This window comes from Marinobacter sp. EhC06 (assembly GCF_001650915.1).
Taxonomy (GTDB): Bacteria; Pseudomonadota; Gammaproteobacteria; order Pseudomonadales; family Oleiphilaceae; genus Marinobacter.
This window is the reverse complement of the sequence record NZ_LXYO01000036.1, coordinates 51,221-77,766: the sequence shown is the minus strand read 5'-3', so window position 1 is coordinate 77,766 and position 26,546 is coordinate 51,221. Positions and strand designations below refer to the sequence as shown.

Below are 26,546 nucleotides of genomic sequence, written 5' to 3'. Positions count from 1 at the left end.
CTGTCAGGATCTTTGTTTATGGGGGCGACCGCTTCTGCGGCGGCGACCACCAGCTTCACCTGGCAGCCTTAACTGCCCCTCAAATACGCTGGTTGCAGGCCCTTCCATCATAACAGGGGTCCCTTCACCCTGCCATTCGATGACCAGCTTGCCACCTCGCAGCTCGACCTCCACGCGGGAATCCAGCAAGCCCCGCAAGCAGCCAACTACAACGGCAGCACAGGCGCCGCTACCGCAGGCCAGAGTTTCACCGGAGCCCCGCTCAAACACCCGGAGGCGCGCATGAGTACGATCAAGGATCTGCAAAAACCCGATATTGGCCCGGGACGGGAATCGCGGGTGTCGCTCAAGCTTGGGCCCCAGCGTTTCCACCGGTGCCTGGTCCACGTCCTCAACCAGCAACACGCCGTGGGGGTTGCCCATGGACAGGGCGCTCAGTTCCACTGTCTGGCCGTCCACATCCACGGTGTAGACATCCTTGCGCCGGTCGGCGGCAAAAGGAATTGCCGGTGGATTGAACTCGGGCACACCCATGTTGACCATGACCATCCCTTCGCGCCCCACACGAAGCTCAATCACACCCTTCGCGGTCTGAACCCGGATCACTTTCTTGTTGGTCAGACGCTGATCACGGACGAATCGGGCAAAGCAACGGGCACCATTGCCGCACTGCTCCACCTCGGAGCCGTCCGCGTTAAAAATGCGGTAACGGAAATCCACATCCGGCAGCCCGGGCGGCTCCACCACCAGCAGCTGGTCGAAGCCAATCCCGAAATTCCGGTTGGCCAGTTCCCGAATCATCTCTGGTCGCAGACGGAACGGCTGACTGATGGCATCCACCACCATGAAATCGTTACCCAGCCCGTGCATCTTGGTAAATCGAAGCATGGGGCCCTGACTCCGGCGTTGCTGTGTCATCTCCTCGCCCCCGCTCATTCCGGAAGGCAGCTCTCGGGTGCGAGCTGGTCTTCGAGAGTTTCACGGCGGCGAACCACATGCACCTGGTCACCATCGACCATCAGTTCCGGCGGCCGGTTCCGCGTGTTGTAATTGGAGCTCATAACAAAGCCGTAGGCACCGGCGGAGCGAACCGCCAGCAGATCCCCGGCCTTAAGACGCAGGTGCCGGTCCTTGCCCAGGAAGTCACCGGTTTCACAGACCGGGCCCACCAGGTCCCAGGCCTTTTCCTCACCATCCTGATGCGGCTTGACCGGGATAATCGCCTGCCAGGCGCTGTACAGGGCCGGCCGGATCAAATCATTCATCGCGGCATCAATGATGGCAAAATTCCGGTGTTCGGTGCACTTCAGGAACTCGACCCTGGTCAGCAGAATGCCGGCATTAGCGGCGATGGAACGGCCTGGCTCAAGAATCAATTCCAGCTTCCGGTCACCGAGCCGTTCGGCCAGCGCCTTGACATAATCCGACGGCTGCGGTGGCTGTTCCTGGTTGTAGGTGACACCCAGGCCACCGCCCATATCCAGGTGATGGATGTGGATGCCCTGGTCCGCCAGGGAATCAATCAGGGCCAGCACCCGGTCCAGGGCGTCGAGGAACGGGGACACGCTCGTCAGCTGTGAGCCGATGTGACAATCCACACCCTTTACGTCGAGATTCGGCATACCTGCCGCACGGGCATAGACCTGCGGCGCTTCGGCAATATCAATCCCGAACTTGTTCTCTTTCAGACCCGTGGAAATATAGGGATGGGTACCGGCATCAACATCCGGGTTCACCCGCAGAGAGATCGGCGCCTTTACGCCGAGTGCTCCCGCCACAGCATTGAGCCTGTCCAGTTCGGTGTCGGATTCGACATTAAAGCAGCGAACGCCCACTTCGAGGGCCCGCTTCATTTCCCACTCCTGCTTGCCAACGCCGGAGAAGACCACCCGCGACGGATCGCCACCTGCTCGCAACACCCGCTCCAGCTCACCGGCTGACACAATATCAAAGCCGGCACCAAGCCGCGCAAGAACGTTCAGCACCGCAAGATTGCTGTTGGCTTTTACGGCGTAGCACACCAGATGCGGGTGATCCCGAAGGGCGTCATCATAGGCCCGGTAATGCCGCTCAAGCGTGGCGCGCGAATACACGTAGGCCGGTGTGCCAAAGCGATCAGCAATGGCAGAGACAGGGATATCCTCGGCGTACAGCTCGCCGTCGCGGTAGTTGAAATGATCCATGAGTTTCCTGATTCGTTTAACGGGGCCGGGAGGCCATGGCGCTAGTCGCGGGTTTCTTCGCGATCGGGCTGTTCCTGGGCCGAATCCGGCCCGGACGTTATCGAAGCGGCCTGACTGTCACGGTACAACGGACCTTTCTGACCGCAACCGCTCACAACCAGAGCCAGCATCAACGTCACGATCGACAGAGTCCACGCTCGCATATTGGCTACCTACCCCTGAGTTCACTATGGGCGCAGTATACCTGACACCCGCCCCGGGCCGCGAGGTCAGCGCGTCCTTGCAAGGTGCCGGTTAAGGGAATCCTCCAGCACAGACCGGTAATACAGGTATTGACTGGTCTGGATATCCTGCTGATACACGCGGGGATCGAGGTCGTGGGGCAGATGGATGTCGGTCAGATACACCGGGTAAACCTCGTCACTCTGGCGCAGTGACCGGATGTAATGGGCCACCGCCGGAATCAGCTGGTCACCATACTCCTGGACGCTGAATTCCTGGTCACCGCAGAAGATATCGAAGCGCAGACGGCTGTCGCCCTCATGGATGCCCACGGCCTGCACCTCAAACCCGGGTAGGGGTACACCCGAATCCGATTCCGGCCGGTATTCGGCGCGCCAGGTGCCGTCGCGCCGGACAATCTCGTAACACTGAACGCCCGCTACCACGCCGGCCGAATCAGTGTGGCGCAGCAACCGCCGTTCAATCAGGTTATCGAGAAACCGCAGTACCGGCACCAGCAAGTGCCGACGGCTGGTCACCGCCTGCTCCCAACTGAACAACGAGCCCAATTCGTCAACCACCCAGAGCCGGGCCTGGTCGCCCAGAATACGGTAGAAAACCTGGATGTTATCCGGCTCGCTGGCCAGGCAAACCGCCCGCAAGGCCGGCTCCTCCTGCAGCGCGTAGCGATCGAATACCACCGGCAGGTAACGCTCCTGGGGCATTGCCAGATATTCCATCAGCGCCTCGAAGCTCTCCAAGGCAACAAAACCAGGCTCAAGGCCGTTGAACTGGAGCAGGAAGTAGCGGCGATCCATCTCGATTACATAGCGCAGCGGATGCGGGCCAGTACCGCCGGCAAAAAAGGGTCGAAGCACATCGGCAAACAGCTCCTGAACCCGGCGGGCAATGGCCGAGCCATGGCCGCGGTTGTGGCAATGCACCTGAACGCCGGGAAGTTCAGCAGGGTTTGCTGCCACCGAGGCGAGGACATTCTTCAGGCATTGGATCAGGGTGTCGCCGGCGGCGTAGTGCTGCAGGCTCACCTCGTGCCAGCTGTTGAAGGTAATCTGGTCGATGCTGATCACCAGGTTCTCCCGGCCACCACTGAATCCCAGCGAATCGTGTCGGGAACTGAGCTTGTGAAGCCCCTTTTCCGTCAGATGCGCCTGGGGATCGACGCCCACGTTGACCAGAAGCAGATTTCTCAGTGGCCGGACACCCCGGGACAACGCTTCCCGTTCCGCAGGCGGAACCGGAAATGGCAGGAACGCGGACAGGGCGTCCAGCATTTCCCGCAATTCGCTGACCGAGGCAATACTGGTGCCGGAACGCACGTTCAGTCTTGTCGAGCGGGTCAGCAGGCCATTGCAGTAGCACCAGACCATCAGTTCCGCCAGATTGCCGGAGCGACGGATAACCGGCTGCCAGAAAGCGTCCGCCGGGTCTTCGAGGTCCCGGTAAAGCAGCCAGCCGTCGGAGTCGCCGCCCTGCTCTGACTGATGATGAAATGCCAGATTTTCCTCAGCCAGCGACGGCGCCAGCCCCGGATTGATCTGCTCAATCTTGCCAGCCTTGCGTTGGAAAGCCGCATAGAGCTTGCGGCCCAGCAGGTTGATATCGTTGGCGCTGATGGCCGCCCGCTGGCCATGTTCCCTGGCCATTTTTGACAGCAACCGGTAACCATGTGTCAGTTCGTTGACAATGGTTCGGCGCAGGGTGACGACATCCTCTGCCCGCCACCGCTGGCGCTCGTCCAGCTCGGCCAGAATGCACTCGGACCAGCCCCAGCGAGTCACCATCTGGCGCAGAAGACGAGCGCGCCACTGCTCCCCTGAGACCTCGGACCGGGTGAGTGGCAAACCGGCTTTCAGATACAGGCTCCGGCGGATCAGATCCAGTCTCGAAGCCACTTCCGGACCGGCAAGCCAACCTTCGAGACGACCATAAAGCATGACGTAAGGGTCGAGGCTGTCGGCATCGGTCTCTCCCCGGAACACGGCCCGTTTGAACTCGCTGGACAGCAAGGGCTCACCGGTGGTCCGGGCATAACATTCAATCAGAAGCAGTTTAAGAATGGACTTCCAGGGCGCATCAATGCCCTTGTACAACTGCCAGACACCGGCACCGAGAAATTCTTCCTCGGGGATCGTCGGAACCGGGCCAAAATCGATGTAATCCTCGGCACGCACAAACCGGAAATCCACCAACTTGCGCATGCAGTCGTCGTAGTTTGCCTCCTGCTCTGGGGGAATCAGCCACCACATGGGCCAGGCGCCGGCCAGATGGATGCTGGTCCGGTAGAACTCATCCAGCAACAGGAAGTGCTGGGCACTGCCACAGTTCTCGCCTGTTACCTCGGCACGCTGCCGGCCGGCCCGCCAGTCCGAGGCGCAGAAGACGAAAACGTGAAGTTCCACACCAAAGGATTCCGCCCAGCGAGTCAGCTTGGCAGCCTTGCGCTCGAGACAGCCGATTCCCCGCTCCGGCAAATCGCGCCGGTGGCAAAGCCAGACATCAAGATCACTGGCCACGGAGTGACCGAGGGTTCCGGGACTGCCCATCAGGAACATGGCGTCCAGATCCGGCTTGCGTTTGCCTTCATCCTTCAATGAGAAGGTCCGGGCCAGCCGCCGGGCCGCATTGATCGTGGCGGGCGACGGCTTGTAATTACTCAGGCCATAGGGGCAATCGCTGTCCAGGTAACCGGGCAATGCCGGATGGTTGAGATGAAACACCAGGGGCAGAACTTCCAGCACCATCTGCTGGCGATAGGACAACGCCGAATGAGCGCGGTCCCAGCGCTGCTGATTGACCAGTAGAAACCGGTCCCTCAGACGACGGAGGGTCTTACGATCAATTCCCTCCTCAAAGTCGAGGGAAATCGGGGCAACGTGGGCGGTCAAGGCAGCTCCGCAGAGAGGTTCTTTTCAGCATCAGTATGAGTATGATGTCGGCATCGTGGCAAAACCTTTAGAAAAATAAAAGCTGGAGAACACGCGAGGCTCACCCGCTGTGAAAGAATTCATCATCCGCCGCTACCGTTCGGAACAGTCGCCCGCATCCGAGCGCCAGACCGTTTTACGCATCGACGATGAAGGCAAGGTACTGTTCGCCGACCACCAGGCCGAGGCAGTGCTCGGCTACGATGCCAGCGAACTGGAGGGACAGCCGGTACACCGGGTCCTGGCATCCCGCCAGGATGACCCCTTCGCACCCGCAAACCGCCACCGGATTGAACGGGGCCAGAATGTTCTGGTGACCTTCCGGCACAAGGAGGGTTTTTTCTACACCGCCTGCCTGAGCCTGAGGCTCGACATGCGGGATTCCGACAAGGCCGCCAGCGCCACGATAACCCTGTGCGACAGTTCCACCAGAGATTCGCGGCTTTTGCGGGGAGCCGAGAGCAGTGCCGGTTTCGGGATCTGGGAACTGGATACCCGAACCAATGAAATGACCTGGACCGAGGGTATGTTCCAGCTTCTGGAACTGAGACCCGGTGCCGACATCACCCCGGAGCAGGCGCTATTCTACTGCCAGACTGGCCAGGCGAGGGTTCGTGCCATGTTCCGGCGCTGCCTCCGCACGGGGGAGGCGTTTTCCCTCGATCTTGATATCGTCACCTCACGGCAGAACCAGCGGCGGGTGACTCTCAGTTGTCGGGCGCTGAAGCAGGCGGGCAGAATTCCCCGGCTCGGAGGCACCCTGGTAGACCGGACTGCCGACATGCAACTCGAAAGGGCTCGCCAGCATGCCTTTGCCATGCTCGCAGCCACCACCAGCGCCACTTCTGACCTGGTTGTCGCCGTCGATGCTTCGTTTAACCTGCTCCATTTCAATGCCGCCTGGGCCAGGCAGTTTTCCGAAACCTTCGGCCGGCAGCCCGAAGCAGGCGACAACCTGAGCGACCTTCTACAGGAGTTCCCGAACGAACGCAGATTGATGGAGCGTCTCTGGCACCGGGCCTTTGAACGAGACAGTTTCGTGGTTGAAATGCCCATGGCCCAGCAGTCCAGGGAACTTCCCGTGCATGAATTCCACTACCAGCGCCTGTCCAACGAGCAGGGCGAAGTCACCGGCGCCGTGCACGTTGCCCGTCGCATTGAACCAAGGCTGAACCACGCCTCAAGCGAGGAATACCGGATACGTCACGATCCGGTTACCGGCCTGATGAACCGCAAGGCATTCATCGCCCGCGTACTCAGAACCCTGGAACAGAAAACCCATCGGGAATCCTGTGACAGCCTGCTCTATCTGGATCTTGATGAATTCGAGCGCTTTAACGACCTGGCTGGCAGCGGCACCTGCGACCGCTATCTGCGGGAACTGGCCGGCAACCTGGGCGTGCGGGTTCGCCAGCGCGACGCCCTGGCCCGACTTGCCGGCGACACCTTTGCACTGCTGATAGAGAACTGCCCGGAAGCTCGGGCCCGCAAGATTGCCCAGGAAACCCTCAATCTGATCGGCGACTTTGTCTTCGACTGGCAGGGACACAGGCTCCAGACCACCGCTTCCGGAGGCCTTCTGATCCTGGACAGCGACACTCCCGGAGATCCGGAACAGCTTCTGAGCCAGGCGGCCGACCTGTGCCATACCGCCAAGACGTCTGGCCGAAACCGGGTCCACGCCGCCAGGGCCATTGCCCACCAGACCGACGAATCAACCGTCAGCAAACGGGTCGAGCAAATCCGCGAAGCGCTGGACAATCACAACCTGATTCTCGAATATCAGGCGATGCGACCGGTGGCCAGCCCTACATGGGGCGACCACATTGAAATCCTCTGCCGAATTCCGACGACTGCAGATAATGAAGCGGCACTGAAGCCCGACGACTTCCTGCCCATCGCGGAGCGATTCGACCTGGCCAAACGGCTGGATCGCCAGGTGATCCGACAAACCCTGGACTGGCTCGGCAACCAGCCGTTGCTGGAACCACGATTGAAGTACTGCGGTTTCAACCTGTCTCTGGCCAGCGTTCTGGATGATACCTTCGCTGATTTTATGGCCGAGGTGCTGAGTAAATCAGCTTTCGACCCTGGCTGTTTCTGCCTGGAAATTCGCGAAGCCCATGCCACCCAGTATCCCGATGACGTGGCCGTGCTGTGCGATGCGCTGCATCGGGCGGGCTTCCGCGTCGCCCTGGACGGCGCCGGTGCGTCGGTGGAAAGCTACAGCCTGGCGGCGAGGTTACCAGTGGATATCATCAAACTGGATCGGAGAATGGTTCAGCAACTGGAGGAGGACCCGGTGCAGCAGGTGATGCTTGAAGCCCTGCACCGGATTGCCGAGGCCGCCGGCAAGGTCACCGTGGCCACGTTTATCGAGAACGACGACGCCCTGCGCAAGGTCCGGACCCTGGGCATTCATTACGGCCAGGGTTACCGGCTATTCCGGCCGCAACCGCTGGACGAGCTCACCCCCGCGGCAGTGGATCTGACCACGGGACGGATCGGCGGCTAGCGGACCCGCCCCGCAAACGCGGAATGGGTCAGCCCAACTGACTGCGCGCCCGGCCAACAGCCGCGCGCACCTGGTCCGGCGCTGTACCACCGAGGTGATCCCGGGCCTGGACAGAGCCTTCCAGGGTCAACACGTCAAAGACATCAGCGCCAATGTGATCGGAGAACTGCTGCAGCTCTTCCAGGGTCATATCAGACAGGTCACGCCCTTCAGCCACACCAAACGCCACTGACTTGCCAACGATTTCATGGGCATCCCGGAAAGGCACGCCTTTCTTCACCAGGTAATCTGCCAGATCGGTGGCGGTGGAGAAACCGCGCTTGGCCGCCACCCGCATGTTGTCGGCCTTGGAGCGAATGGCCGGAATCATGTCGGCGTAGGCTTTCAGACAGCCCTTGATGGTATCGACCGTGTCGAACAGTGGTTCCTTGTCTTCCTGGTTGTCCTTGTTGTAGGCCAGCGGCTGGCTCTTCATCAGGGTCAGCAGGCTGATCAGGTGGCCGTTGACGCGACCGGTCTTGCCCCGCACCAACTCCGGCACATCCGGATTCTTTTTCTGCGGCATGATGGACGAGCCCGTGCAGAAGCGATCCGGCAGATCAATGAAATCGAACTGGGCAGAGGTCCAGAGCACCAGTTCCTCGCTGAACCGTGACAGATGCGTCATCAGCAGCGCCCCAAAGCTGCAGAACTCAATGGCAAAGTCCCGGTCGCTGACTGAGTCCAGGCTGTTCTCGCTGGCCCGGTCGAAGCCCAGCAGCCTGGCGGTCATCGCCCGATCGATGGGATAGGTGGTGCCAGCCAGGGCCGCTGCGCCCAGGGGCATCACGTTGACCCGCTTGCGGCAATCCTGCAGGCGCTCGGCATCCCGTACCAGCATTTCGTACCAGGCCAGCAGGTGGTGCCCGAAGGTGACCGGCTGGGCGGTCTGCAGATGGGTGAAGCCGGGCATGATGGTATCCGCCTCGCGCTCGGCCAGATCCAGCAGGCCCGCTTGCAGGCGCTTCAGTTCCTCGGCAATGACATCGATTTCGTCCCGCAGGTACAGACGGATATCCGTGGCCACCTGGTCATTGCGGCTACGGCCGGTGTGCAGTTTCTTGCCGGTGATCCCGATACGGTCGGTCAGGCGCGCCTCAATGTTCATGTGCACGTCTTCAAGGCTGACAGACCACTGGAAATTGCCGGCCTCGATGTCCGCCTTGACCCCTTTCAGGCCTTCGATGATCTGGTCCCGCTCCTCGGTGGTGAGCACGCCAACCTCCGCCAGCATAGTGGCATGGGCGATGGAGCCGGTGATGTCGTGATGGTACAGGCGCTGGTCAAATCCCACGGATGCGGTAAATTTTTCAACAAAGGCATCGGTAGGTTCGCTGAAGCGTCCGCCCCAGGGTTTTTCAGAGCTTGTGGTCTGGTCAGACTTTTTCTGATCCGTCATGGTCTATCTTTCCTGCTGACAGCCCGGCATCATCTGGCGGGAACTGGGTACATTGAACGTGGCGGGAGTATACCATTCTGACCCGGGTAAAGGAGACACCCCGTAACGGGGACAAAGGTGTGACAGAGAGCGAGTTCTTCGTTCCGGACCTGTGCCGGGTGAGGGCCGTGTTCCTGTTGCTGGTGACCAGTGAACTACTGGTTCTGGTGCTCGCCATCGTGCAGGCGGACCGTGGCTGGATCGACTGGAATTACTTCGGACTGCTGTCGCTGTTCGTGCAGTGGACCACCCTGACCAGTGCCGCCCTGATCTGCCTTTTGCGAGCCAGGCTTGCGCGGATGTCCGTCTCCGGTGCAACGACCACCATTGTCGCCATTGTGCTGCTGGATGTGCTGGCGTTCAGCCTGTTTGCCGACAGCGTACTGCACCCCCAGGACGGCGTGGCTGTCTGGCAGGGCGTGGCCAAGAAAATGCTGCTGGCGTTGCTGATCGTGCTCATGGTGCTGCGCTATTTTTACCTGCAACACCAGTGGCAACAGCAGCGGGAGGCGGAAATGCAGGCGCACCTGGCATCGCTTCAGGCTCGCATACAGCCCCACTTCCTGTTCAACAGCATGAACACCATCGCCAGCCTGATTGCGGTCAACCCGGAACGGGCGGAAGAGGCCGTGCTGGATCTGTCGGAACTGTTTCGCGCCAGCCTTCGCACCGGCGATCAGCTGATCCCGCTGTCCAGGGAACTGGCACTTTGCCAACGCTACCTTGCCATCGAGGCACTGCGTCTGGGCGACCGTCTGAAGCTGGAGTGGCAGATTGAGGAGGGCCTCGAGCAACAGGCTATCCCACCGCTCACGTTGCAGCCCCTGGTGGAGAATGCCATCTACCACGGCATTCAGCCCCGCCCGGACGGCGGCACCGTGCGGATCGAGGCCCAGGCCAAAGGCGAGTTTGTCTACCTGCTGGTACAGAACCCGAAGCCGGACCAGAATAACCAGCAACACGAGGGCAACCGTATGGCGCTTGCCAACATACAGTCCCGGCTTCGGGCGCTGTTCGGCGAACCGGCGGTGTTGAAACACAGCCATCAGAACGATGTGTATACCGTTACCCTGAGGTTGCCGCGGCAAAAGGCTGGCGAACAGAAACCCCGTAAGAAGTGAATCCCGAAAAAAGAGAATCGAGACAAACCATGACTGATACCCGCAGCGTCCTGATCGCAGATGACGAACCCCTTGCCCGGGAACGTATCCGTCGACTGGTGGAGGCGTTACCGGGGTACCAGGCCTGTGGTGAGGCCGTGGACGGCGACAGCACGCTGAAACAGGTGGCGGACCTTGAGCCGGACATTCTGCTGCTGGACATACGGATGCCGGGCATGGACGGGATGGAGGCTGCCAGCCGCCTGAGCCAGCTGGCCAATCCGCCCGCCCTGATTTTCTGCACCGCCTACGACCATTACGCCATCCAGGCGTTCGACGTTCAGGCCATCGCCTATCTGCTCAAACCGGTTCGCAAAGAGGCATTGGCAGATGCCCTGGCCCGGGCCGGCAGGGTCAACCGGGTGCAGTTGCAGGCGCTGAATGGCCAGGCCGGCCAGAGCCAGGAGCAGCTGGCGGTGCGCACCCACCGGGGCACCGAGCTGATCGATCTGTCGGAAATCCTCTACTGCGAGGCGGATCAGAAATACGTCACCATCCACCATGCCCGGGGTGAGACCGTGTGTGACTATACCCTCAAGGAGCTGGAAAACAGTTACCCGAGCATCCTGCTGCGAATCCATCGAAACACGCTGGTAGGTGTACGCTTTATCCAGGCACTGAAACGGACGCCGGATGGTCACAATCTGGTATTGCTCCGGGATGGACAGGGCGAGCTCCCGGTCAGCCGCCGCCATGCCAGCAACGTGCGGCAGTGGCTTCAGGAGCATCAGCCAGGCTGAATCCATAGCGCTCCCAAAGGTGGTAGCCGCGGGACTTTTCTGCCGCTACAAGGTAACCTTGGCGGACATTTTTTCGAACCGACAGTGAGTGTCATGTCCAAACGTACCCTTCGCATTGCAACCCGCAGCAGCGCACTGGCGCTGTGGCAGGCGGAATTCATCAAGGCCGAACTGGAAAGGCTGCACGACAACATCACCGTGGAACTGGTCAAGATCAAGACCCAGGGTGACAAGATCCTGGACGTGCCCCTGGCCAAAATCGGCGGCAAGGGCCTGTTCGTCAAGGAACTGGAAGAAGCCATGCTGGACGGCCGGGCCGACCTGGCAGTGCACTCCATGAAAGACGTGCCCATGGAGTTTCCGGAAGGGTTGGGGCTGGTGGCTATCTGCGAGCGGGAAGACCCGACCGACGCCTTCGTCAGCAATCACTACGACAACGTTGACGCCCTGCCCCACGGTGCCGTGGTCGGCACTGCCAGCCTGCGCCGGGAGGCCCAGCTTCGGGCCTATCGCCCGGACCTGGAGATTCGCGTGCTGCGTGGCAACGTCAACACCCGGCTGGCCAAGCTTGATGCCGGCGAATATGACGCCATCGTACTGGCCAGTTCGGGCCTGAAGCGTCTGGGCTTTCACGAGCGCATCCGCTACTGCCTGCCAGACACCGTCTCGCTGCCGGCTGTCGGCCAGGGCGCCCTGGGCATTGAATGCCGGGTCGATGACCAGGATCTGCTAGCCATGCTTGAACCCCTGAAGCACAAAGACACCTGGGATCGCGTCACCGCCGAACGGGCTCTAAACCGTCGCCTGGAGGGCGGTTGTCAGGTGCCAATCGCGGCGTACGCGCTTCTTGAGGACGACGATACAATCTGGCTTCGGGGCCTTGTGGGCGCCGTGGATGGCACCCAGATCTTCCGGGTGGAAGGCCGTGCGCCAAGGGCCGAAGGCGAACGCCTGGGCCGGGAACTGGCCGAGGATCTGCTGGCTCTCGGAGCCGACAAGGTGCTGGCTGAAATCTATGGCCACACACCCACCTGAGCCCGATCTGAACGGCCGGCGGATTCTGATCTGCCGGCCCGAACCCGAGGCCTCCCGGCTCGCCAGCCGGTTTCGCTCAGCCGGCGCCGATGTACGTATCCTGTCACTGATTGACCGGGAACCTCTGCCGGAAACACCCGAGCGGCGGACTCTTATCCTGAGCCTGGATGAATTTTCCCATGTGATCGCGGTCAGCCCGTTTGCCGCCCGCCTTCTGCTGGAAGAGGTGGACACCTGGTGGCCCCAGATTCCCATGGGTATCCGCTGGTATGGGGTTGGCGCCGGCACGGCGGCAGTGCTTGCCGAACACGGCCTGAGCCCACGCAGGCCGCCCGAAGGCTGGACCAGCGAGGCGCTCCTGGCGCTGCCGTCATTGCAAAACCTGCAAGGAGAAAGGGTTCTGCTCGCCCGTGGTGAAACCGGGCGCGAACTGATCCGGGAAACCCTCGAATCCCGTGGCGCCCGGGTCACCCTCCTGCCCCTGTATCGCCGCTTCCGCCCGGACCACTCTCCGGAGCAGATCCGGGCCACCCTTGACACCTTTGCTCCGGAGGCCATCGTCGCCCTGTCTGGAGAAACCTTGAACAATCTCATCGCACTATGTGCGAATAGCAGCCATAATCTATACGATAGGTTATTGATTGTTCCCGCAGATCGGGTTGCCGAACAGGCCCGGGCAGCGGGATTCCGAAATCCGTGTATACCAGGAAGCCTTGCCGATAACGACATCGTGGCCACGGTTGCAGCGCAACTTGCCGGCCGGGACGGTGGCTCCGGAAAAGCCAAGTAAGGACGCCCGTGACAGAGACAACGAATCAACTGCCCGCAACCGTTTCCAAGGAACCACCAGCCCGCCAGAAGCTCTGGCCAGTATGGCTAGTTGCCATCATTGCGCTGATCATCGCTGTCGCCCTGGCCCTCTGGAGCTGGCAGCAGTGGAACAACCATCAGGCCGTGATGCAGACACTCCAGGGCCTGCAACAGGATACCGCCCAGCTGGAAGATCGCTATGGTGACCGCGGCAGCCAGCAGAGCCAGCGCCTTCAGTCCCTGGAAGAGAAACTGGCAAGCCAGCGGGAGCTGATCGCCACCCAGCAGCGTCAGATCGACCACAATGCCCGTGAACTGCTGGAAGCCGGAAATCGCACACGCACTGACTGGCTGCTGGCAGAGGCGGAATACCTGCTGCGCATTGCCAATCAGCGGTTGATGATCGAGAAAGACATTCGCGGCGCCATGTCGGCCCTGGAAGCGGCCGATGAAGTACTGGCCGAATCCGACGACATCGGTGTGTACCCGGTTCGCCAGCAGCTCGCCCGTGAAATCCTGGCGCTCAAGGGTCTTACCGGTGTGGACCGGACCGGTCTCTACCTGAAACTGGAAGCCGCCATCGACAGCATTCACCAGCTCACCGACCAGGCCCTGATCAGCGAGAATGCCCCCGGCTTTGTCGTCAACGCCGGTACGGAAGAAAGCGCTGAAACCGGCGGGGAACCCGGCGCCGTTGCACGGGCCTGGAACAAGGTGAAATCAACCCTGATGCAGGTGGTCGTTGTGCGCCGCATGGACGAGCCGGTAAAGCCCCTGCTGTCCCCGGACCAGAGCGCCTATGCCCGACTCAATCTCCAGCTCATGCTGGAAGAGGCCGAAATGGCAGTACTGCGGGGCAATCAGCCGCTGTATGAGCGGGCGCTGACCAAAGCCAGGACCACCATTGAGGACTGGTACAACGCCAGCAACCCCCGGGTCGCCGCCCTGAGCGACACCCTGGCTGAGCTGGCTGGTAAGAACGTGGACCCGGAACTGCCGGATATCAGTCAGTCCCTGGACCTGCTCAAGGAACGTCTGGCAGGGCGCCTTAATGCCAACAACGGCAATGGCGAGGGTAACGCCGGTGGCGGTAACGGAGGCGACGATTCATGATTCGCCTGTTACTGATTATTCTGCTGGCGCTGCTGATAGGCACCGGCCTGTCCCTCGGTTTGCAATATGACCTGGGCTACATCCGGATCAGTCTGGGGCATTACCTGATCGAGACCAACTTCTGGGTGGGATTGGGCGTTATCGTTGCCCTGATCGTCCTGACCGTGCTGACCATCAACGTTATCCGCAGGCTCAGAACCAGCACCGGCCTGGTGGCTGGCTGGATTGCCCGGGGCAATGAGCGCCGGGCCCGGCGGCGGACCACTCAGGGTCTTCTGGCGCTGGCCGAGGGCAACTGGCCCAGAGCCCGGAAACTGCTGACATCCTCCGCCAGCCATGCCGACACACCCCTGATCAATTACCTGGCGGCAGCCCAGGCATCGTTCGAATCAGGCGATCACGAGGCGGTGGATGAACTGCTGCGCAAGGCCTTCGACAGCACCCCGGGCTCCGACATGGCAGTGGGTATCACCCAGGCCCAACTGCAACTGGCGGGCAACCGGCTGGAGCAGGCCCTGGCGACCCTGATTCGCCTGCGCAAGCAGTCGCCCCATCATCCCTTTGTACTGAAGCTGCTGAAAAACACCTACCTGCGCCTGGAAGACTGGCGCGAACTGTCCAGATTATTGCCGGAACTTCGCAAACGCAGCGTGCTTTCGGAAGACGAACTCAATGATCTTGAACGTCAGGTCTGGCACAATCTGCTGGAGCGTGCCGCGGAGGATTGCCGGCGCCAGCAGAAACAGGATCCTGACGCATCGCTGGAACCGCTGACCAGGCTCTGGGACGAACTCCCCGGCTTTCTGCGCCGCGACGAATACACCATCCGGGATTACGCCCGCCTGCTTGCCAGCCTTGGCGACGAGGTCCAGACCGAAACCCTGTTACGCAAGGTGCTGCGCAACCACTGGAGCGATGAGCTGATCAACCTCTACGGGCGGGTGAAGGGTCAGAAACCGGATGAGCAGCTGTTACTGGCCGAACAATGGCTGAAGGACCGGCCGAATAACCCCGAGCTCTTGCTGGCCCTCGGGCGGCTGAGCCTGCGCAACGAACTCTGGGGCAAGGCCCGGGAATATTTCGAAACCAGCCTCCGGCTGAAGCGCAGCCGGGAGGCACTGGCGGAGCTGAGTCGCCTGAATGCCCACATGGGCGAGGAAGAAGCCAGCGTGAAACTGCTTATGCAGGGACTGGCCAAGGATAACGGGCTGCCGGAACTGCCAATGCCAAGGGCCTGATTCAGGTCCTTGGTGCGTACTCCAGCACGTCAGAGAAGAACGCCTCTTCAGGCAAGCCCGCATCTACCAGGGCATCCATCAGGGTGTACACCATGGTGGGCGAACCGCTGGCATGGACTTCCACGTTGTTCCAGTCCATTCCGGAAGCGAGCACCGCGCGAACCAGCTGGTCGTGATGGCCGGCCCAGTCATTATCCTCATCATCCCCCACCACCGGCAGGAACGTGAAACGCGGCCACTCGTCCTGCCACTGCTGTGCCAGGGCGCGAAGGTACATGTCTTCATGCCGACGCACTCCCCAATACAGTTTCACCGGCTGGTCGTAGGACGTTTCCCGGAGGTAATCCACGAGGCTTTTCATCTGGGCAAAACCGGTGCCAGCGGCCACCAGCAACAAGGGTTTCGTTGGTGCGGATGCCAGGCATGCCTTGCCATGGGGCAGCTCCACGGTTACTTCGCCACCAGACGTCAGGGCATCAATAACCTTCTGCGCGGACACCCATTCCGGGGTCGCCTGGATATGCAGCTCGATGTTCTGGGCCGATGGGCTGCTGGCGATGGAGAAGTAACAGGGGTCTGCGTCAGGCAGATTAACCGACAGGTACTGCCCGGCGTGAAACGACAGTTCCCGACGCCGCGGAAGCTGCAGCTCAACGCGATAGACATCGTGACTGATGGAACTTACGTCCACGACCTTTGCCTGAAACTTGCCAGGCTGATTGTTTCCAGCTGCCATAACGGCGGATATCTCCAGTTCCAGGTCCGTGAGCGGGATGCTTCGGCACATCATCAAACGCTCGCCGACCTCTATAGTCTGTTGGTTTCGGGTATTCAGCGCGCTGCCGACCAGCAGTTGGGCCTCGCAGATTTCACATACCCCATTACGACAGGCCGCCGGCACATCAATGCCAGCCTGCGCGGCAGCGCCAAGCAAATCTGCGCCCGGCGCCACAGTGAAGGCGATACCAGAGGGCAAAAGCCGCACCGCCCTGTGTTCACTGCCCATATCAGTCGGGGCGCGATGCCGGACTTTCAATGCCCAGGGTATCCCACAACTCATCGACGCGCTTTTTAACGTCGTCTGTCATGGTGATGGGCTCACCCCATTCGCGGGTGGTCTCGCCCGGCCACTTGTTGGTGGCGTCCATCCCCATCTTGGATCCCAGGCCGGAGACCGGTGAGGCAAAGTCCAGGTAATCGATGGGCGTATTCTCTACCAGCGTGGTATCCCGGACAGGATCCATCCGGGTTGTGATCGCCCAGATCACGTCTTCCCAGTTGCGGGCATTCACGTCGTCATCCGTGACAATTACAAACTTGGTGTACATGAACTGCCGCAGGAATGACCATACCCCCATCATCACCCGTTTGGCATGGCCGGGGTACTGTTTCTTCATGGTCACCACTGCAAGCCGATAGGAACAGCCCTCCGGCGGCAGGTAGAAATCGACGATCTCCGGAAACTGCTTTTGCAGAATCGGGATGAACACCTCATTCAGAGCCACCCCGAGGATCGCCGGCTCATCAGGCGGTCGACCGGTATAGGTACTGTGATAGATCGGATCCCGACGATGAGTGACCCGTTCTACGGTGAATACCGGGAAGTGGTCCACTTCGTTGTAGTAACCGGTGTGATCACCGAACGGTCCTTCCGGCGCCATATCATCCGGGTAGATGAAACCTTCCAGCACGATTTCGGCGCTCGCCGGCACCTGCAGATCACTCAGGCCTGCCTTGACCAGCTCGGTCCGGCTGCCGCGCAGCAGCCCGGCAAACGCATATTCCGACAGGGTATCGGGCACCGGCGTTACCGCCCCCAGAATGGTCGCCGGGTCGGCACCCAGGGCCACGGCAACCGGATAGGGCTGACCCGGATTGGCCTTCTGGAACTCCTGAAAGTCCAGTGCACCGCCGCGGTGACTCAGCCAGCGCATGATCAGCCGGTTGCGGCCGATGACCTGCTGGCGGTAGATACCCAGGTTCTGGCGCTCTTTGTGGGGCCCGCGGGTAATCACCAGGGGCCAGGTCACCAGCGGTCCGGCATCGCCGGGCCAGCAGTGCTGAACCGGTATCTGGTACAGGTCCACCTGATCCTTCTCGATCACCACATCCTGACAGGGCGCAGAACGAAGCACCTTGGGACTCATACGCATCACCTGCCGGAACAGCGGCAGCTTCTCGATGGCATCCCGGAAACCCTTGGGGGGATCCGGTTCCTTGAGAAACGCCAGCAGCTTGCCGATGTCCCGAAGCGCTGTGACGTTGTCCTGCCCCATACCCAGCGCCACCCGTTTCGGTGTCCCGAACAGGTTGGCCAGCACCGGCATGTCATAGCCCTTGGGATTTTCAAACAACAACGCAGGACCACCTGCCCGCAGGGTGCGGTCGCAGATTTCGGTCATTTCGAGGTGAGGGTCGACTTCTACGCTGATACGTTTCAGCTCACCCAGCTTTTCCAGCTGGTCAATGAAGTCTCGCAGGTCGTTGTATTTCATCGGTTACTCCGTTCAGATATGCCAGTACTACGGAGATCGGTGGTCGCTGGACTGCTTTAAGGCAGTTGGAACAAGATGCGCGCACTTGGTATGAACGGCGGAGCCGGGGAGAACCTCCCCGGACCGTGCATTGCCAAGGATGGCAATGCCGAGCCCCCAGGGATGGGTTCACGGCGTGTCCGGGGAGGTTCTCCCCGGCTCTGCCAGCCCCCAAAACCAGAGGCGCTTGTCCTAGCTAGGAAGAGATCAACGACGCTTCATGGACTGGAAGAACTCATCGTTGGTCTTGGTGTCCTTGAGCTTGTCCAGCAGGAACTCGATGGCGGCGGTGTCGTCGTCCATGGAATGCAGGAGTTTGCGCAGGATCCAGACCCGCTGAATGTCGGCTTCACTCATCAGCAGATCCTCACGACGGGTGCCGGAGCTACGGATGTTAATGGCCGGATAGGTCCGCTTCTCGGCAATCTTGCGATCCAGATGGATCTCCATGTTGCCGGTGCCCTTGAACTCCTCGTAGATAACCTCGTCCATCTTGGAACCGGTGTTGACCAGCGCGGTAGCAAGGATGGTCAGGCTTCCGCCTTCTTCCACGTTACGGGCGGCACCGAAGAAACGCTTGGGCTTTTCCAGGGCGTGGGCGTCAACACCACCGGTCAGGACCTTGCCTGAGGACGGAATAACCGTGTTGTAGGCGCGAGCCAGACGGGTGATGGAATCCAGCAGGATAACCACGTCCTTCTTGTGCTCGACCAGACGTTTGGCCTTCTCGATCACCATCTCGGCCACCTGAACGTGACGGGCCGGCGGCTCGTCGAAGGTGGAGGCGATGACTTCGCCGCGCACGGTGCGCTGCATCTCGGTCACTTCCTCAGGCCGCTCGTCAATCAGCAGTACCATCACATGGCACTCTGGATTGTTACGGGTGATGGACTGGGCAATGCTCTGCATCAGCAGCGTCTTACCGGCCTTGGGCGGAGACACGATCAGTCCACGCTGGCCTTTGCCGATGGGCGCTACCAGGTCCAGAACCCTGGACGAGAGGTCCTCGGTGCTGCCGTTACCGGCCTCGAGCATCAGGCGCTCGTCCGGGAACAGGGGCGTGAGGTTCTCGAAGAGAATCTTGTTTCGGGCGTTATCCGGCTTGTCGAAATTGATCTCGCTGACCTTCAACAAGGCAAAGTAGCGCTCGCCGTCTTTAGGAGGGCGGATCTTGCCGGCAACGGTATCACCCGTGCGCAGGTTAAAGCGGCGGATCTGGCTGGGAGAGACGTAAATGTCGTCCGGTCCTGCCAGGTAGGAGGCATCGGCGGAACGGAGGAAGCCGAAGCCGTCCTGCAGAATTTCCAGTACGCCGTCGCCGTAGATGTCTTCGCCGCTTTTTGCGTGCTTCTTCAGAATGGTGAAGATCACATCCTGTTTGCGCGAACGAGCCAGGTTATCGAGGCCCATCTCTTGCGCAATATCGAGCAATTCGGGCACGGATTTCTGCTTGAGTTCAGTAAGATTCATAGTTTGTTGGATTTTCAGGAATGGAAGTAAACGAGTATTGGAATGACAGGGGTGCCCCTGAACGTATTGATCGTAAAAAAACGCTGAACTTGATGCTGGCCAGTTGGAGCAACCGGTGTAGATGGAGTCCGGAATTAAGGTACTGAAGCCAGAGAGTGGGAACAACCGTTCGCCGGGCAAGAGCGATCATCGGCCACCTGACTGGCGAATGTCAAGTGCACTGCACAAATTAACGGCAATTTCACGTCAAACCGGCCACAACAGGCCTCTAGAGCCTCCCCCTGATGGGTTACTCCCTTCCATTGGAAGCCCGTGATGGCGATACTGGCGTATAACCACTTTTCAACGATTCTGGAGCGCCATCCATGAGCAGTGTACCCAGTACCGAACTCAAACCCCTGAACGTTGCCCTGCTGACCGTGTCCGATACACGGGGGCCTGAACAGGACACCTCCGGGCAGTTCCTGGAGGACAGCGTGGTCGAGGCCGGCCACAACCTGGTCGCCCGCCGGATCCTGCCTGACGACGTATATCTGGTGCGGGCCTTGTTGTCCAACTGGATCGCCGATTCCCAGGTGCATGTCGTGATCATTACCGGTGGCACCGGTCTGCTTGAACGCGACAGCACGCCGGAGGCAGTCAGGCCTTTGCTGGACAAAACCGTAGAAGGCTTTGGCGAGGAATTCCGTCGCCTGTCCGCCGCCGAGATCGGATCTTCGACCGTGCAGTCACGGGCGATGGCGGGGATGGCGAACCATACGGTGATTTTCTGCCTGCCCGGCTCGACCGGTGCCTGCCGCACCGGCTGGGAAGGCATTCTCCTCAGTCAACTGGACAGCCGTCACACGCCGTGCAATTTCTCGGGCCTGGTCTTACGCAAACCCGAGAAGCCCATGCAGCGGCTCAACGAAGTGATTGGACAGCGCGCCAAGCGCTGAGGCGAGAAGACATCCTGACCGGAGTTCAGAATTGATGGCCAACCCAAACCTCACGCCCCTGGAAAATGCATTGGACCACCTGTTGTCGGAAGCACCGGTGGTTACGCAGATTGAAACCGTCGCCCTGGCCGACTCCCTGGGCCGGGTTCTTGCCGAGAACCACTATGTTCCGGCAGACGTGCCGCCGGCAGATAACAGTGCGGTGGACGGATACGCCCTGCGCAAACAGGATCTTCATGGCGATCAGCCCATACCGGTCTCGGCGCGGATTCCGGCCGGTGAAGCGCCGAAGCCCCTGGAGCCCGGCACTGCCGCGCGCATTTTTACCGGCTCAGAGATTCCCGAGGGTGCCGACTCGGTGGTGATGCAAGAGCGGATTGAGGTGACGGACGGCGGAATTCTTGTCCAGGCAGAGGTAGACCAAGGCCAGAATATTCGCCGACGGGGCCAGGATCTGACCCGGGGCGACCTTGCGCTGGCAAAAGGCACACAGGTGCGCCCGAACGAGATGGGGCTGCTGGCGTCCATGGGCGTTGCCCGGGTTGCCGTTCTGGCGCGGCTGAAAGTCGCCATTCTCTCCACCGGAGATGAGCTGGTGGACCCTGGCACGCCCCTCGGGCCGGGACAGATCTACAACAGTAACCGCTTCACTCTGATGGGGCTGCTCACCGAAGCCGGTTGCAACGTCGTGCTGTGCGAGACACTGAAGGACAAACGCGAGGCCACCCGGGAAACGCTGTTGCGTGCGGCGGAGTCTGCCGATCTGATTATCACCAGCGGGGGCGTTTCCGTGGGTGAGGAAGATCATGTACGAGCGGTGCTGGAGGAGTCCGGCAGCCTGTCGCTCTGGAAAATGGCGATCAAACCCGGCAAACCCGTGGCTTTTGGTGCCATCGGCGGAACGCCGGTGCTGGGACTGCCCGGCAATCCCGGATCCGTGCTGGTCACTTTCCTGATGGTGGGCATGCCCTACATCCGGAAACGCCAGGGGCGCAACCCGAAACCTCTCTCGGGCGAGCGGATACCCGCAGACTTTTCCATTTCCTCGGCATCGGTGCGCCGGGAGTTTGTCAGGGCCCGGAAGGAAAGCCGGGGATCCGGGCCGGTAGTAGCCGCATACCCCAATCAGAGCTCGGGCATCCTGAGCTCCACCTGCTGGGCGGACGGACTGGCCGTGGTGCCCGAAAACACCACAGTAAGCCCCGGTGACCTGCTAACCTACTATTCGTTTGCGGAACTGTTGAGCTGACCATGAGTGATAACACGATTACGGTACGTTTCTTTGCCCGCCTGCGCGAGGAGCTGAAAACCGACCAACTGGCCGTAGACGCCAGGCCCGGCCTGACCGCTGGCGATGTGCTGGCAGAGCTGGCCAGCCAGGGCGGCCCCTGGAGCCAGTTGCAGGGCGACCAGCCAGTGATGATTGCGATCAACCAGGCCATGGCGAAACCCGGTTCCGAGATAAAAGCCGGCGATGAGCTGGCCTTTTTCCCGCCGGTCACCGGAGGTTGAGATGATTTCGGTCCAGTCTGAAGATTTTGATGTTGCCACCGAGTACGCCGCGCTTCGTGACAACGGTGCCGGCACCGGCGCCATTGCGACGTTCACCGGCCTGGTAAGGGACAGCGGCGACCTGCAGGGCGTCACGGGACTTTACCTGGAGCACTACCCCCGGATGACGGAACAGGTGATCCAGGGGCTTCTTGATGAGGCCTCAAAACGCTGGGATGTGCGCAAGGTCCGAGTCATTCACCGGGTCGGGCGACTGGCGTTGTGCGACCAGATTGTCTTCGTGGGGGTGTGTAGTGCCCACCGGGGGGACGCGTTCGCGGCCTGCGAATTCATCATGGACGCCCTGAAGACCTCGGCGCCGTTCTGGAAGAAAGAAATCACCTCAGACGGAGAGCACTGGGTGGAACAGAAAGAATCCGATCTGGCGCGCTCTGGGGACTGGAAGTAACTGGCCATAAAAAAACCGCCCCTGAGCCTCGACTCAGGAGCGGTTTCTGGTGGCCCGACTGCAATCAGAGATTGCTGTCCAGGAAGGCCGCCAGCTGAGATTTGGAGAGTGCGCCGACCTTGGTGGCGTCCACATTGCCGTTCTTGAACAGCATCAGGGTGGGGATACCACGGATGTTGAACTTCGGCGGGGTCTGCTCGTTTTCGTCAATGTTGAGCTTGCAGACTTTCAGTTTGCCGTCGTATTCGTCGGCAATCTCTTCAAGCACCGGCGCAATCATCTTGCAGGGACCGCACCACTCGGCCCAGTAGTCCACCAATACGGGGACGTCGGACTGCAGTACATCCTGCTCAAAAGAAGCGTCGGTTACATTTACGATATTTCCGCTCATTACCTTTTCCTGATTCATGCACTACTGCTGCACATCGGCATGTCCCTGGTGGGATTACCATACCGGGCACAGGTGCTGTTGACTGTCGCTGAAGGCTGCCCGGGTTTGCAGACAACCTTTCACCCAAATCACGGTACGACATACTTTACGCGATTGATCAGCCGGATGTGAAGCGGTAGATCCACTACCATGGATCGATCTACGCCTGACCCCGGTCAAACACCGGGTTTTCCGGTTACTGACAGGCCTGAGGGATTTCGCTTATAGTACCCGGCACGTTCATATCAAAAGGATTCCGACCACGTGACGGCCGCATCCACCGCCGAAAACGCTGCCGCCTCACCCGAGGTTCTCGCAGCCATCGACATGGGCTCGAACAGCTTCCACATGGTGGTTGCCCGACTAGTGCATGGGGAAATCCGGACCCTCGAGAAGATGGGAGAAAAGGTACAGCTCGGCGCCGGGCTGGATCAGTATAACCGGCTGACCGAAGAGGCCCAGGAGCGGGCCCTGGCCTGCCTGGGCCGGTTCGCACAGCGGCTCAAGGGGATGCCCCCGGAAGCGGTGCAGATTGTTGGCACCAACGCGCTGCGCGTCGCCCGAAATGCCCATCAATTCATGACCCGGGCGGAAGAGGTGCTGGGTTATCCGGTGGAGATCATTGCCGGCCGCGAGGAAGCACGCCTGATCTACCTGGGCGTCTCCCACACTCTGTCTGACGACATCGGACGCCGGCTGGTGATCGATATCGGCGGTGGCAGCACCGAGTTCATCATCGGCCAGCGGTTCGAGCCCCAGGAGCTTGAAAGCCTGCACATGGGCTGCGTCTCCTTCCGGAACCGGTATTTCCCGGACGGCAAGATCACCAAGCGGCAGATGGACAAGGCAGTGACCCATGCCGAGCAGGAACTGCTCAATATTCGTCAGCACTACCGTTCCGTGGGCTGGCAGAGCGCGGTCGGCTCATCCGGCTCGATCAAGGCCATTGCCAGCATACTGGCGACCCTGAAAATCACCGACGGCACCATTACCCTTGCCGCCATGCAGGAGCTTCGCAAGCGTCTGGTGGATATGGGCAAAACTGAAAAGCTGGGGGACCTGGGCGTACGTTCGGATCGCCAGAGCATCTTTCCGGCGGGCTTTGCCATTCTGATGGGGGCATTCCAGTCTCTTGGCATCCGGGACATGGCTTTCGCCGACGGCGCACTGCGGGAAGGCCTGCTCTACGACATTGTCGGGCGCATCCAGCACGAAGATGTGAGAGAGAGAACCATTTCCGCCCTTCAGGAACGTTACCACGTTGACCAGGAACACGGTGCCGCCGTCGAGGAAACAGCCGTGGCCGCCTGGCAACAGGTGGCTGATGCCTGGGGCCTGAACACAGCGGCCGACGAAGAGGTCCTGCGCTGGGCCTGCCGGCTGCACGAGATCGGACTGACCATTTCCCACAGCCAATACCACAAACACGGTGCCTACCTGTTGCGCTACTCGGACCTGCCCGGCTTTACGCAGCAGTTCCAGCGGGACCTTGCCACACTGGTGCGCGGCCACCGGCGCAAATTCGCCTCCGCCATTTTTGAGGGGCTGGATCCGGAAGATATCGCAAGGTTGCGGTACCTCTGCGTATTGGTTCGCCTGGCGGTTCTGATTCAACACCCGCGCAATATGGAACAACCTCCGGCCTTCACCCTCACTGCTCACAAAGACAAGCTGGTGCTGGAGTTTCCGTCGGGTTGGCTGGATGACAGGCCACTGACCCTGGCCGACCTGGAAAACGAGCGGGACTATCTCGCCAAACAGGATTTTGTTCTGGAACTGAACGGCGGCTGACGGCATTCAGCCGCTCAGCTCTGCCTCCAGGGATTCCACCTCTTCACTGACTTCAAGCCACTGGGCCTCCACCTCTTCCAGGCGGGCGGTTGCGGTGGCCTGCTCGCCCAGCAGCTCTTTCAGACGCGCTTTGCCGCTGTCGTCATAAAGACCCGGATCGGACAGCTGTTCCTCCAGAGCTGACAACGCCTGCTGAAGCTGCTCCATTTCCTTTTCCAGAGCAGTCTGCTTTTTACGATAGGGACTGAGTTTCTGGCGCACGGCCGCCTCTGCCCGCTTGCGTGCCTTCCGGTCTTCGGCACTCTCACCCACGTCAGCAGTCTCTTCCGCAGCCTGCTGTCCGGCCGGCATTCGTCTGGGCGCTTCGGTATCATCTTTCCGGCGGTCGGCCAGCCAGCGCTCGTAGTCCTCAAGATCACCCTGGTATTCCGTCACCCGGCCGTCATTGACCAGCCAGAACTCGTCCACCGTGTTTCTCAGCAGGTGCCGGTCGTGGGAGACCACCACAATGGCGCCTTCAAAGTTCTGCAGTGCCATGGTCAGGGCTTGGCGCATTTCCAGATCCAGGTGGTTGGTGGGCTCGTCCAGCAGGAGTAGGTTCGGTTTCTGCCAGGCAATAACGGCAAGCGCCACCCGGGCCTTTTCCCCGCCGGAAAATGACCGGACGGCGCTCAAAGCCTCATCGCCGTGAAAATCAAACCCACCGAGGAAGTTCCGGATACTCTGCTCTGACGCTTTCGGCGCCAGCCTCTGCAAATGCAGAAACGGGCTGGCATCCAGATCCAGTGATTCCAGCTGATGCTGGGCGAAAGAACCGATGGCCAGATGCTCGCCACAGGTTCGATCCCCGGACAACAAGGTACCCTCACCGCGAAGCGCATCCATCAGCGTGGACTTGCCGGCGCCATTGGGGCCAAGCAGGCCAATCCGGCTGCCGGGCAGCAAGGTCAGATTGATACCCTTGAGGATCGGGGTATCGCCGTGGCCCGCCGTGCCATTGCGTATCGACAACAATGGGTTGGAGACCTTTTCCGCCACTGGAAACTCGAAACTGAAGGGCGAGTCGATATGGGCTGGGGCAATGCGTTCCATCCGCTCCAGGGCCTTGACCCGACTCTGGGCCTGGCGGGCCTTGGTGGCCTTGGCCTTGAACCGGTCGATGAAGCGCTGAATTTCAGCGATCCTGGCCTGCTGGCGCTCAAAACCGGCCTGCTGCTGGGCCAGACGTTCACTGCGCTGGCCTTCAAAGGCTGAGTAATTACCCGTATACAACTCCAGTTTTCGCCGATCGAAATGCACCACATGGGTGGCGACCCGATCCATAAAATCCCGGTCGTGAGAGATAAACAGCAGGGTTCCGGGATAGCGGCGCAGCCAGTTCTCCAGCCACAGGCAGGCATCCAGATCCAGGTGGTTGGTTGGCTCATCCAGAAGCAGCAGATCCGAAGGTCGCATCAGGGCCTGAGCCAGGTTAAGCCGGATCCGCCAGCCACCGGAAAACGCCGACACCGGCCGGTCGGCGTCCTCGTCAGTGAATCCCAGCCCCCGCAACAATGCCTCGGCCCTGCGGGCTGCAGACCAGGCCTCGTGCACATCCAGTTCCCCGTGTATGCGGGCAATGGCATGGTCATCACCGGCGCCTTCTGCCCTGGCAAGCTCCGCTTCAAGGCGACGCAGATCCAGATCGCCATCAAGGACAAAATCCCGGGCACTGCGGTCGGTTGCTTCGACTTCCTGTGCCATGTGGGCAATGCGACAACCACCGGGTAGGGAGACCGCTCCCTGCTCCGGCGCCAACTGGCCCAGCAAGAGCTGGAAAAGACTGGATTTGCCGGCACCATTGGCACCGACGATGGCGACACGCTGACCGGGCTGCACGGTAAGGTTGACGGATTCTAGCAACCAGACGCCGCCCCGTTGTAAACTGAGATCGGTTATCGTTAACATGTTTTCATTTTATCAACGTAAAGTGTTCAGGGAAGGCA

General features: G+C 60.6%; 22 protein-coding genes. 12 read left to right on the top strand and 10 right to left on the bottom strand.

Annotated elements, in window-relative coordinates; all coding sequences use genetic code 11:
• Positions 1-3 precede the first annotated feature (3 nt).
• From dapF to A8B84_RS19430, 4 genes are all read right to left on the bottom strand, one after another.
• On the bottom strand, positions 4-918 hold the full coding sequence (dapF, locus tag A8B84_RS19440) for a diaminopimelate epimerase (protein WP_064228492.1): 915 nt from the start codon (positions 916-918) through the stop codon (positions 4-6).
• A gap of 14 nt (positions 919-932) precedes the next feature.
• On the bottom strand, positions 933-2,183 hold the full coding sequence (gene lysA, locus A8B84_RS19435) for a diaminopimelate decarboxylase (RefSeq protein WP_064228438.1): 1,251 nt from the start codon (positions 2,181-2,183) through the stop codon (positions 933-935).
• A gap of 41 nt (positions 2,184-2,224) precedes the next feature.
• Positions 2,225-2,386: an LPS translocon maturation chaperone LptM gene (gene lptM / locus A8B84_RS21395; protein WP_227512737.1), complete on the bottom strand. Its 162-nt coding sequence runs from the start codon at positions 2,384-2,386 to the stop codon at positions 2,225-2,227.
• Between the two features lie 66 nt (positions 2,387-2,452).
• Positions 2,453-5,311: a class I adenylate cyclase gene (locus A8B84_RS19430; protein WP_064228439.1), complete on the bottom strand. Its 2,859-nt coding sequence runs from the start codon at positions 5,309-5,311 to the stop codon at positions 2,453-2,455.
• Positions 5,312-5,420: 109 nt separating this feature from the next.
• Here A8B84_RS19430 and A8B84_RS19425 point away from each other — a divergent pair, with 109 nt between their 5' ends.
• Positions 5,421-7,865, top strand: a complete 2,445-nt coding sequence (locus tag A8B84_RS19425) for an EAL domain-containing protein (RefSeq protein ID WP_064228440.1) — start codon at positions 5,421-5,423, stop codon at positions 7,863-7,865.
• Between the two features lie 28 nt (positions 7,866-7,893).
• On the opposite strand, the gene argH is transcribed toward A8B84_RS19425, so the two are convergent.
• On the bottom strand, positions 7,894-9,303 hold the full coding sequence (gene argH / locus A8B84_RS19420) for an argininosuccinate lyase (RefSeq protein ID WP_064228441.1): 1,410 nt from the start codon (positions 9,301-9,303) through the stop codon (positions 7,894-7,896).
• 119 nt (positions 9,304-9,422) lie between these two features.
• Here argH and A8B84_RS19415 point away from each other — a divergent pair, with 119 nt between their 5' ends.
• The 6 genes from A8B84_RS19415 (at position 9,423) to A8B84_RS19390 (ending at position 15,438) form a co-directional block, all read left to right on the top strand.
• Positions 9,423-10,463: a sensor histidine kinase gene (locus A8B84_RS19415; RefSeq protein WP_064228442.1), complete on the top strand. Its 1,041-nt coding sequence runs from the start codon at positions 9,423-9,425 to the stop codon at positions 10,461-10,463.
• Between the two features lie 29 nt (positions 10,464-10,492).
• Complete coding sequence (locus A8B84_RS19410) at positions 10,493-11,242, top strand: LytR/AlgR family response regulator transcription factor (RefSeq protein WP_064228443.1); 750 nt, start codon at positions 10,493-10,495, stop codon at positions 11,240-11,242.
• Positions 11,243-11,335: 93 nt separating this feature from the next.
• Positions 11,336-12,277, top strand: a complete 942-nt coding sequence (hemC, locus tag A8B84_RS19405; RefSeq protein WP_064228444.1) for a hydroxymethylbilane synthase — start codon at positions 11,336-11,338, stop codon at positions 12,275-12,277.
• On the top strand, positions 12,258-13,067 hold the full coding sequence (locus A8B84_RS19400) for a uroporphyrinogen-III synthase (RefSeq protein WP_064228445.1): 810 nt from the start codon (positions 12,258-12,260) through the stop codon (positions 13,065-13,067). Before hemC ends, A8B84_RS19400 begins: the two co-directional genes overlap by 20 nt.
• A gap of 8 nt (positions 13,068-13,075) precedes the next feature.
• A complete protein-coding gene (locus A8B84_RS19395; RefSeq protein WP_064228446.1) occupies positions 13,076-14,200 on the top strand; it encodes a uroporphyrinogen-III C-methyltransferase in 1,125 nt (374 codons plus the stop codon).
• A complete protein-coding gene (locus A8B84_RS19390; RefSeq protein WP_064228447.1) occupies positions 14,197-15,438 on the top strand; it encodes a heme biosynthesis HemY N-terminal domain-containing protein in 1,242 nt (413 codons plus the stop codon). The genes A8B84_RS19395 and A8B84_RS19390 overlap by 4 nt, the downstream gene beginning before the upstream one ends.
• 1 nt (position 15,439) lies before the next feature.
• On the opposite strand, the gene A8B84_RS19385 is transcribed toward A8B84_RS19390, so the two are convergent.
• From A8B84_RS19385 to rho, 3 genes are all read right to left on the bottom strand, one after another.
• Positions 15,440-16,444, bottom strand: a complete 1,005-nt coding sequence (locus tag A8B84_RS19385) for a 2Fe-2S iron-sulfur cluster-binding protein (protein WP_064228448.1) — start codon at positions 16,442-16,444, stop codon at positions 15,440-15,442.
• Position 16,445: 1 nt separating this feature from the next.
• On the bottom strand, positions 16,446-17,933 hold the full coding sequence (gene ubiD / locus A8B84_RS19380; RefSeq protein ID WP_064228449.1) for a 4-hydroxy-3-polyprenylbenzoate decarboxylase: 1,488 nt from the start codon (positions 17,931-17,933) through the stop codon (positions 16,446-16,448).
• Between the two features lie 246 nt (positions 17,934-18,179).
• The gene (gene rho, locus A8B84_RS19375) at positions 18,180-19,442 is read right to left on the bottom strand and encodes a transcription termination factor Rho (protein WP_008169890.1); all 1,263 of its coding nucleotides are present in this window, start codon (positions 19,440-19,442) and stop codon (positions 18,180-18,182) included.
• A 365-nt stretch (positions 19,443-19,807) separates the two neighbouring features.
• On the opposite strand from rho, the gene moaB reads away from it, so the two are divergent.
• Genes moaB through A8B84_RS19355 form a run of 4 tightly spaced genes read left to right on the top strand, consistent with a single transcriptional unit; the run spans position 19,808 to position 22,340 of the window.
• Complete coding sequence (moaB, locus tag A8B84_RS19370) at positions 19,808-20,380, top strand: molybdenum cofactor biosynthesis protein B (RefSeq protein ID WP_064228450.1); 573 nt, start codon at positions 19,808-19,810, stop codon at positions 20,378-20,380.
• Positions 20,381-20,414: 34 nt separating this feature from the next.
• Positions 20,415-21,629 carry a gephyrin-like molybdotransferase Glp gene (gene glp / locus A8B84_RS19365; protein ID WP_064228451.1) on the top strand — a complete coding sequence of 405 codons (1,215 nt, stop codon included), beginning with the start codon at positions 20,415-20,417 and terminating at the stop codon, positions 21,627-21,629.
• Positions 21,630-21,631: 2 nt separating this feature from the next.
• On the top strand, positions 21,632-21,892 hold the full coding sequence (locus tag A8B84_RS19360) for a MoaD/ThiS family protein (RefSeq protein ID WP_064228452.1): 261 nt from the start codon (positions 21,632-21,634) through the stop codon (positions 21,890-21,892).
• A gap of 1 nt (position 21,893) precedes the next feature.
• A complete protein-coding gene (locus tag A8B84_RS19355; protein ID WP_064228453.1) occupies positions 21,894-22,340 on the top strand; it encodes a molybdenum cofactor biosynthesis protein MoaE in 447 nt (148 codons plus the stop codon).
• A gap of 64 nt (positions 22,341-22,404) precedes the next feature.
• Here the strand turns inward: A8B84_RS19355 and trxA are convergent, their stop codons facing one another.
• Positions 22,405-22,731: a thioredoxin TrxA gene (trxA, locus tag A8B84_RS19350; protein WP_008169901.1), complete on the bottom strand. Its 327-nt coding sequence runs from the start codon at positions 22,729-22,731 to the stop codon at positions 22,405-22,407.
• 303 nt (positions 22,732-23,034) lie between these two features.
• Here trxA and ppx point away from each other — a divergent pair, with 303 nt between their 5' ends.
• Positions 23,035-24,561: an exopolyphosphatase gene (gene ppx / locus A8B84_RS19345; protein ID WP_064228454.1), complete on the top strand. Its 1,527-nt coding sequence runs from the start codon at positions 23,035-23,037 to the stop codon at positions 24,559-24,561.
• Between the two features lie 6 nt (positions 24,562-24,567).
• Here ppx and A8B84_RS19340 read toward each other — a convergent pair whose 3' ends face one another.
• Positions 24,568-26,508: an ATP-binding cassette domain-containing protein gene (locus tag A8B84_RS19340; protein WP_064228455.1), complete on the bottom strand. Its 1,941-nt coding sequence runs from the start codon at positions 26,506-26,508 to the stop codon at positions 24,568-24,570.
• Between the last annotated feature and the right edge of the window lie 38 nt (positions 26,509-26,546).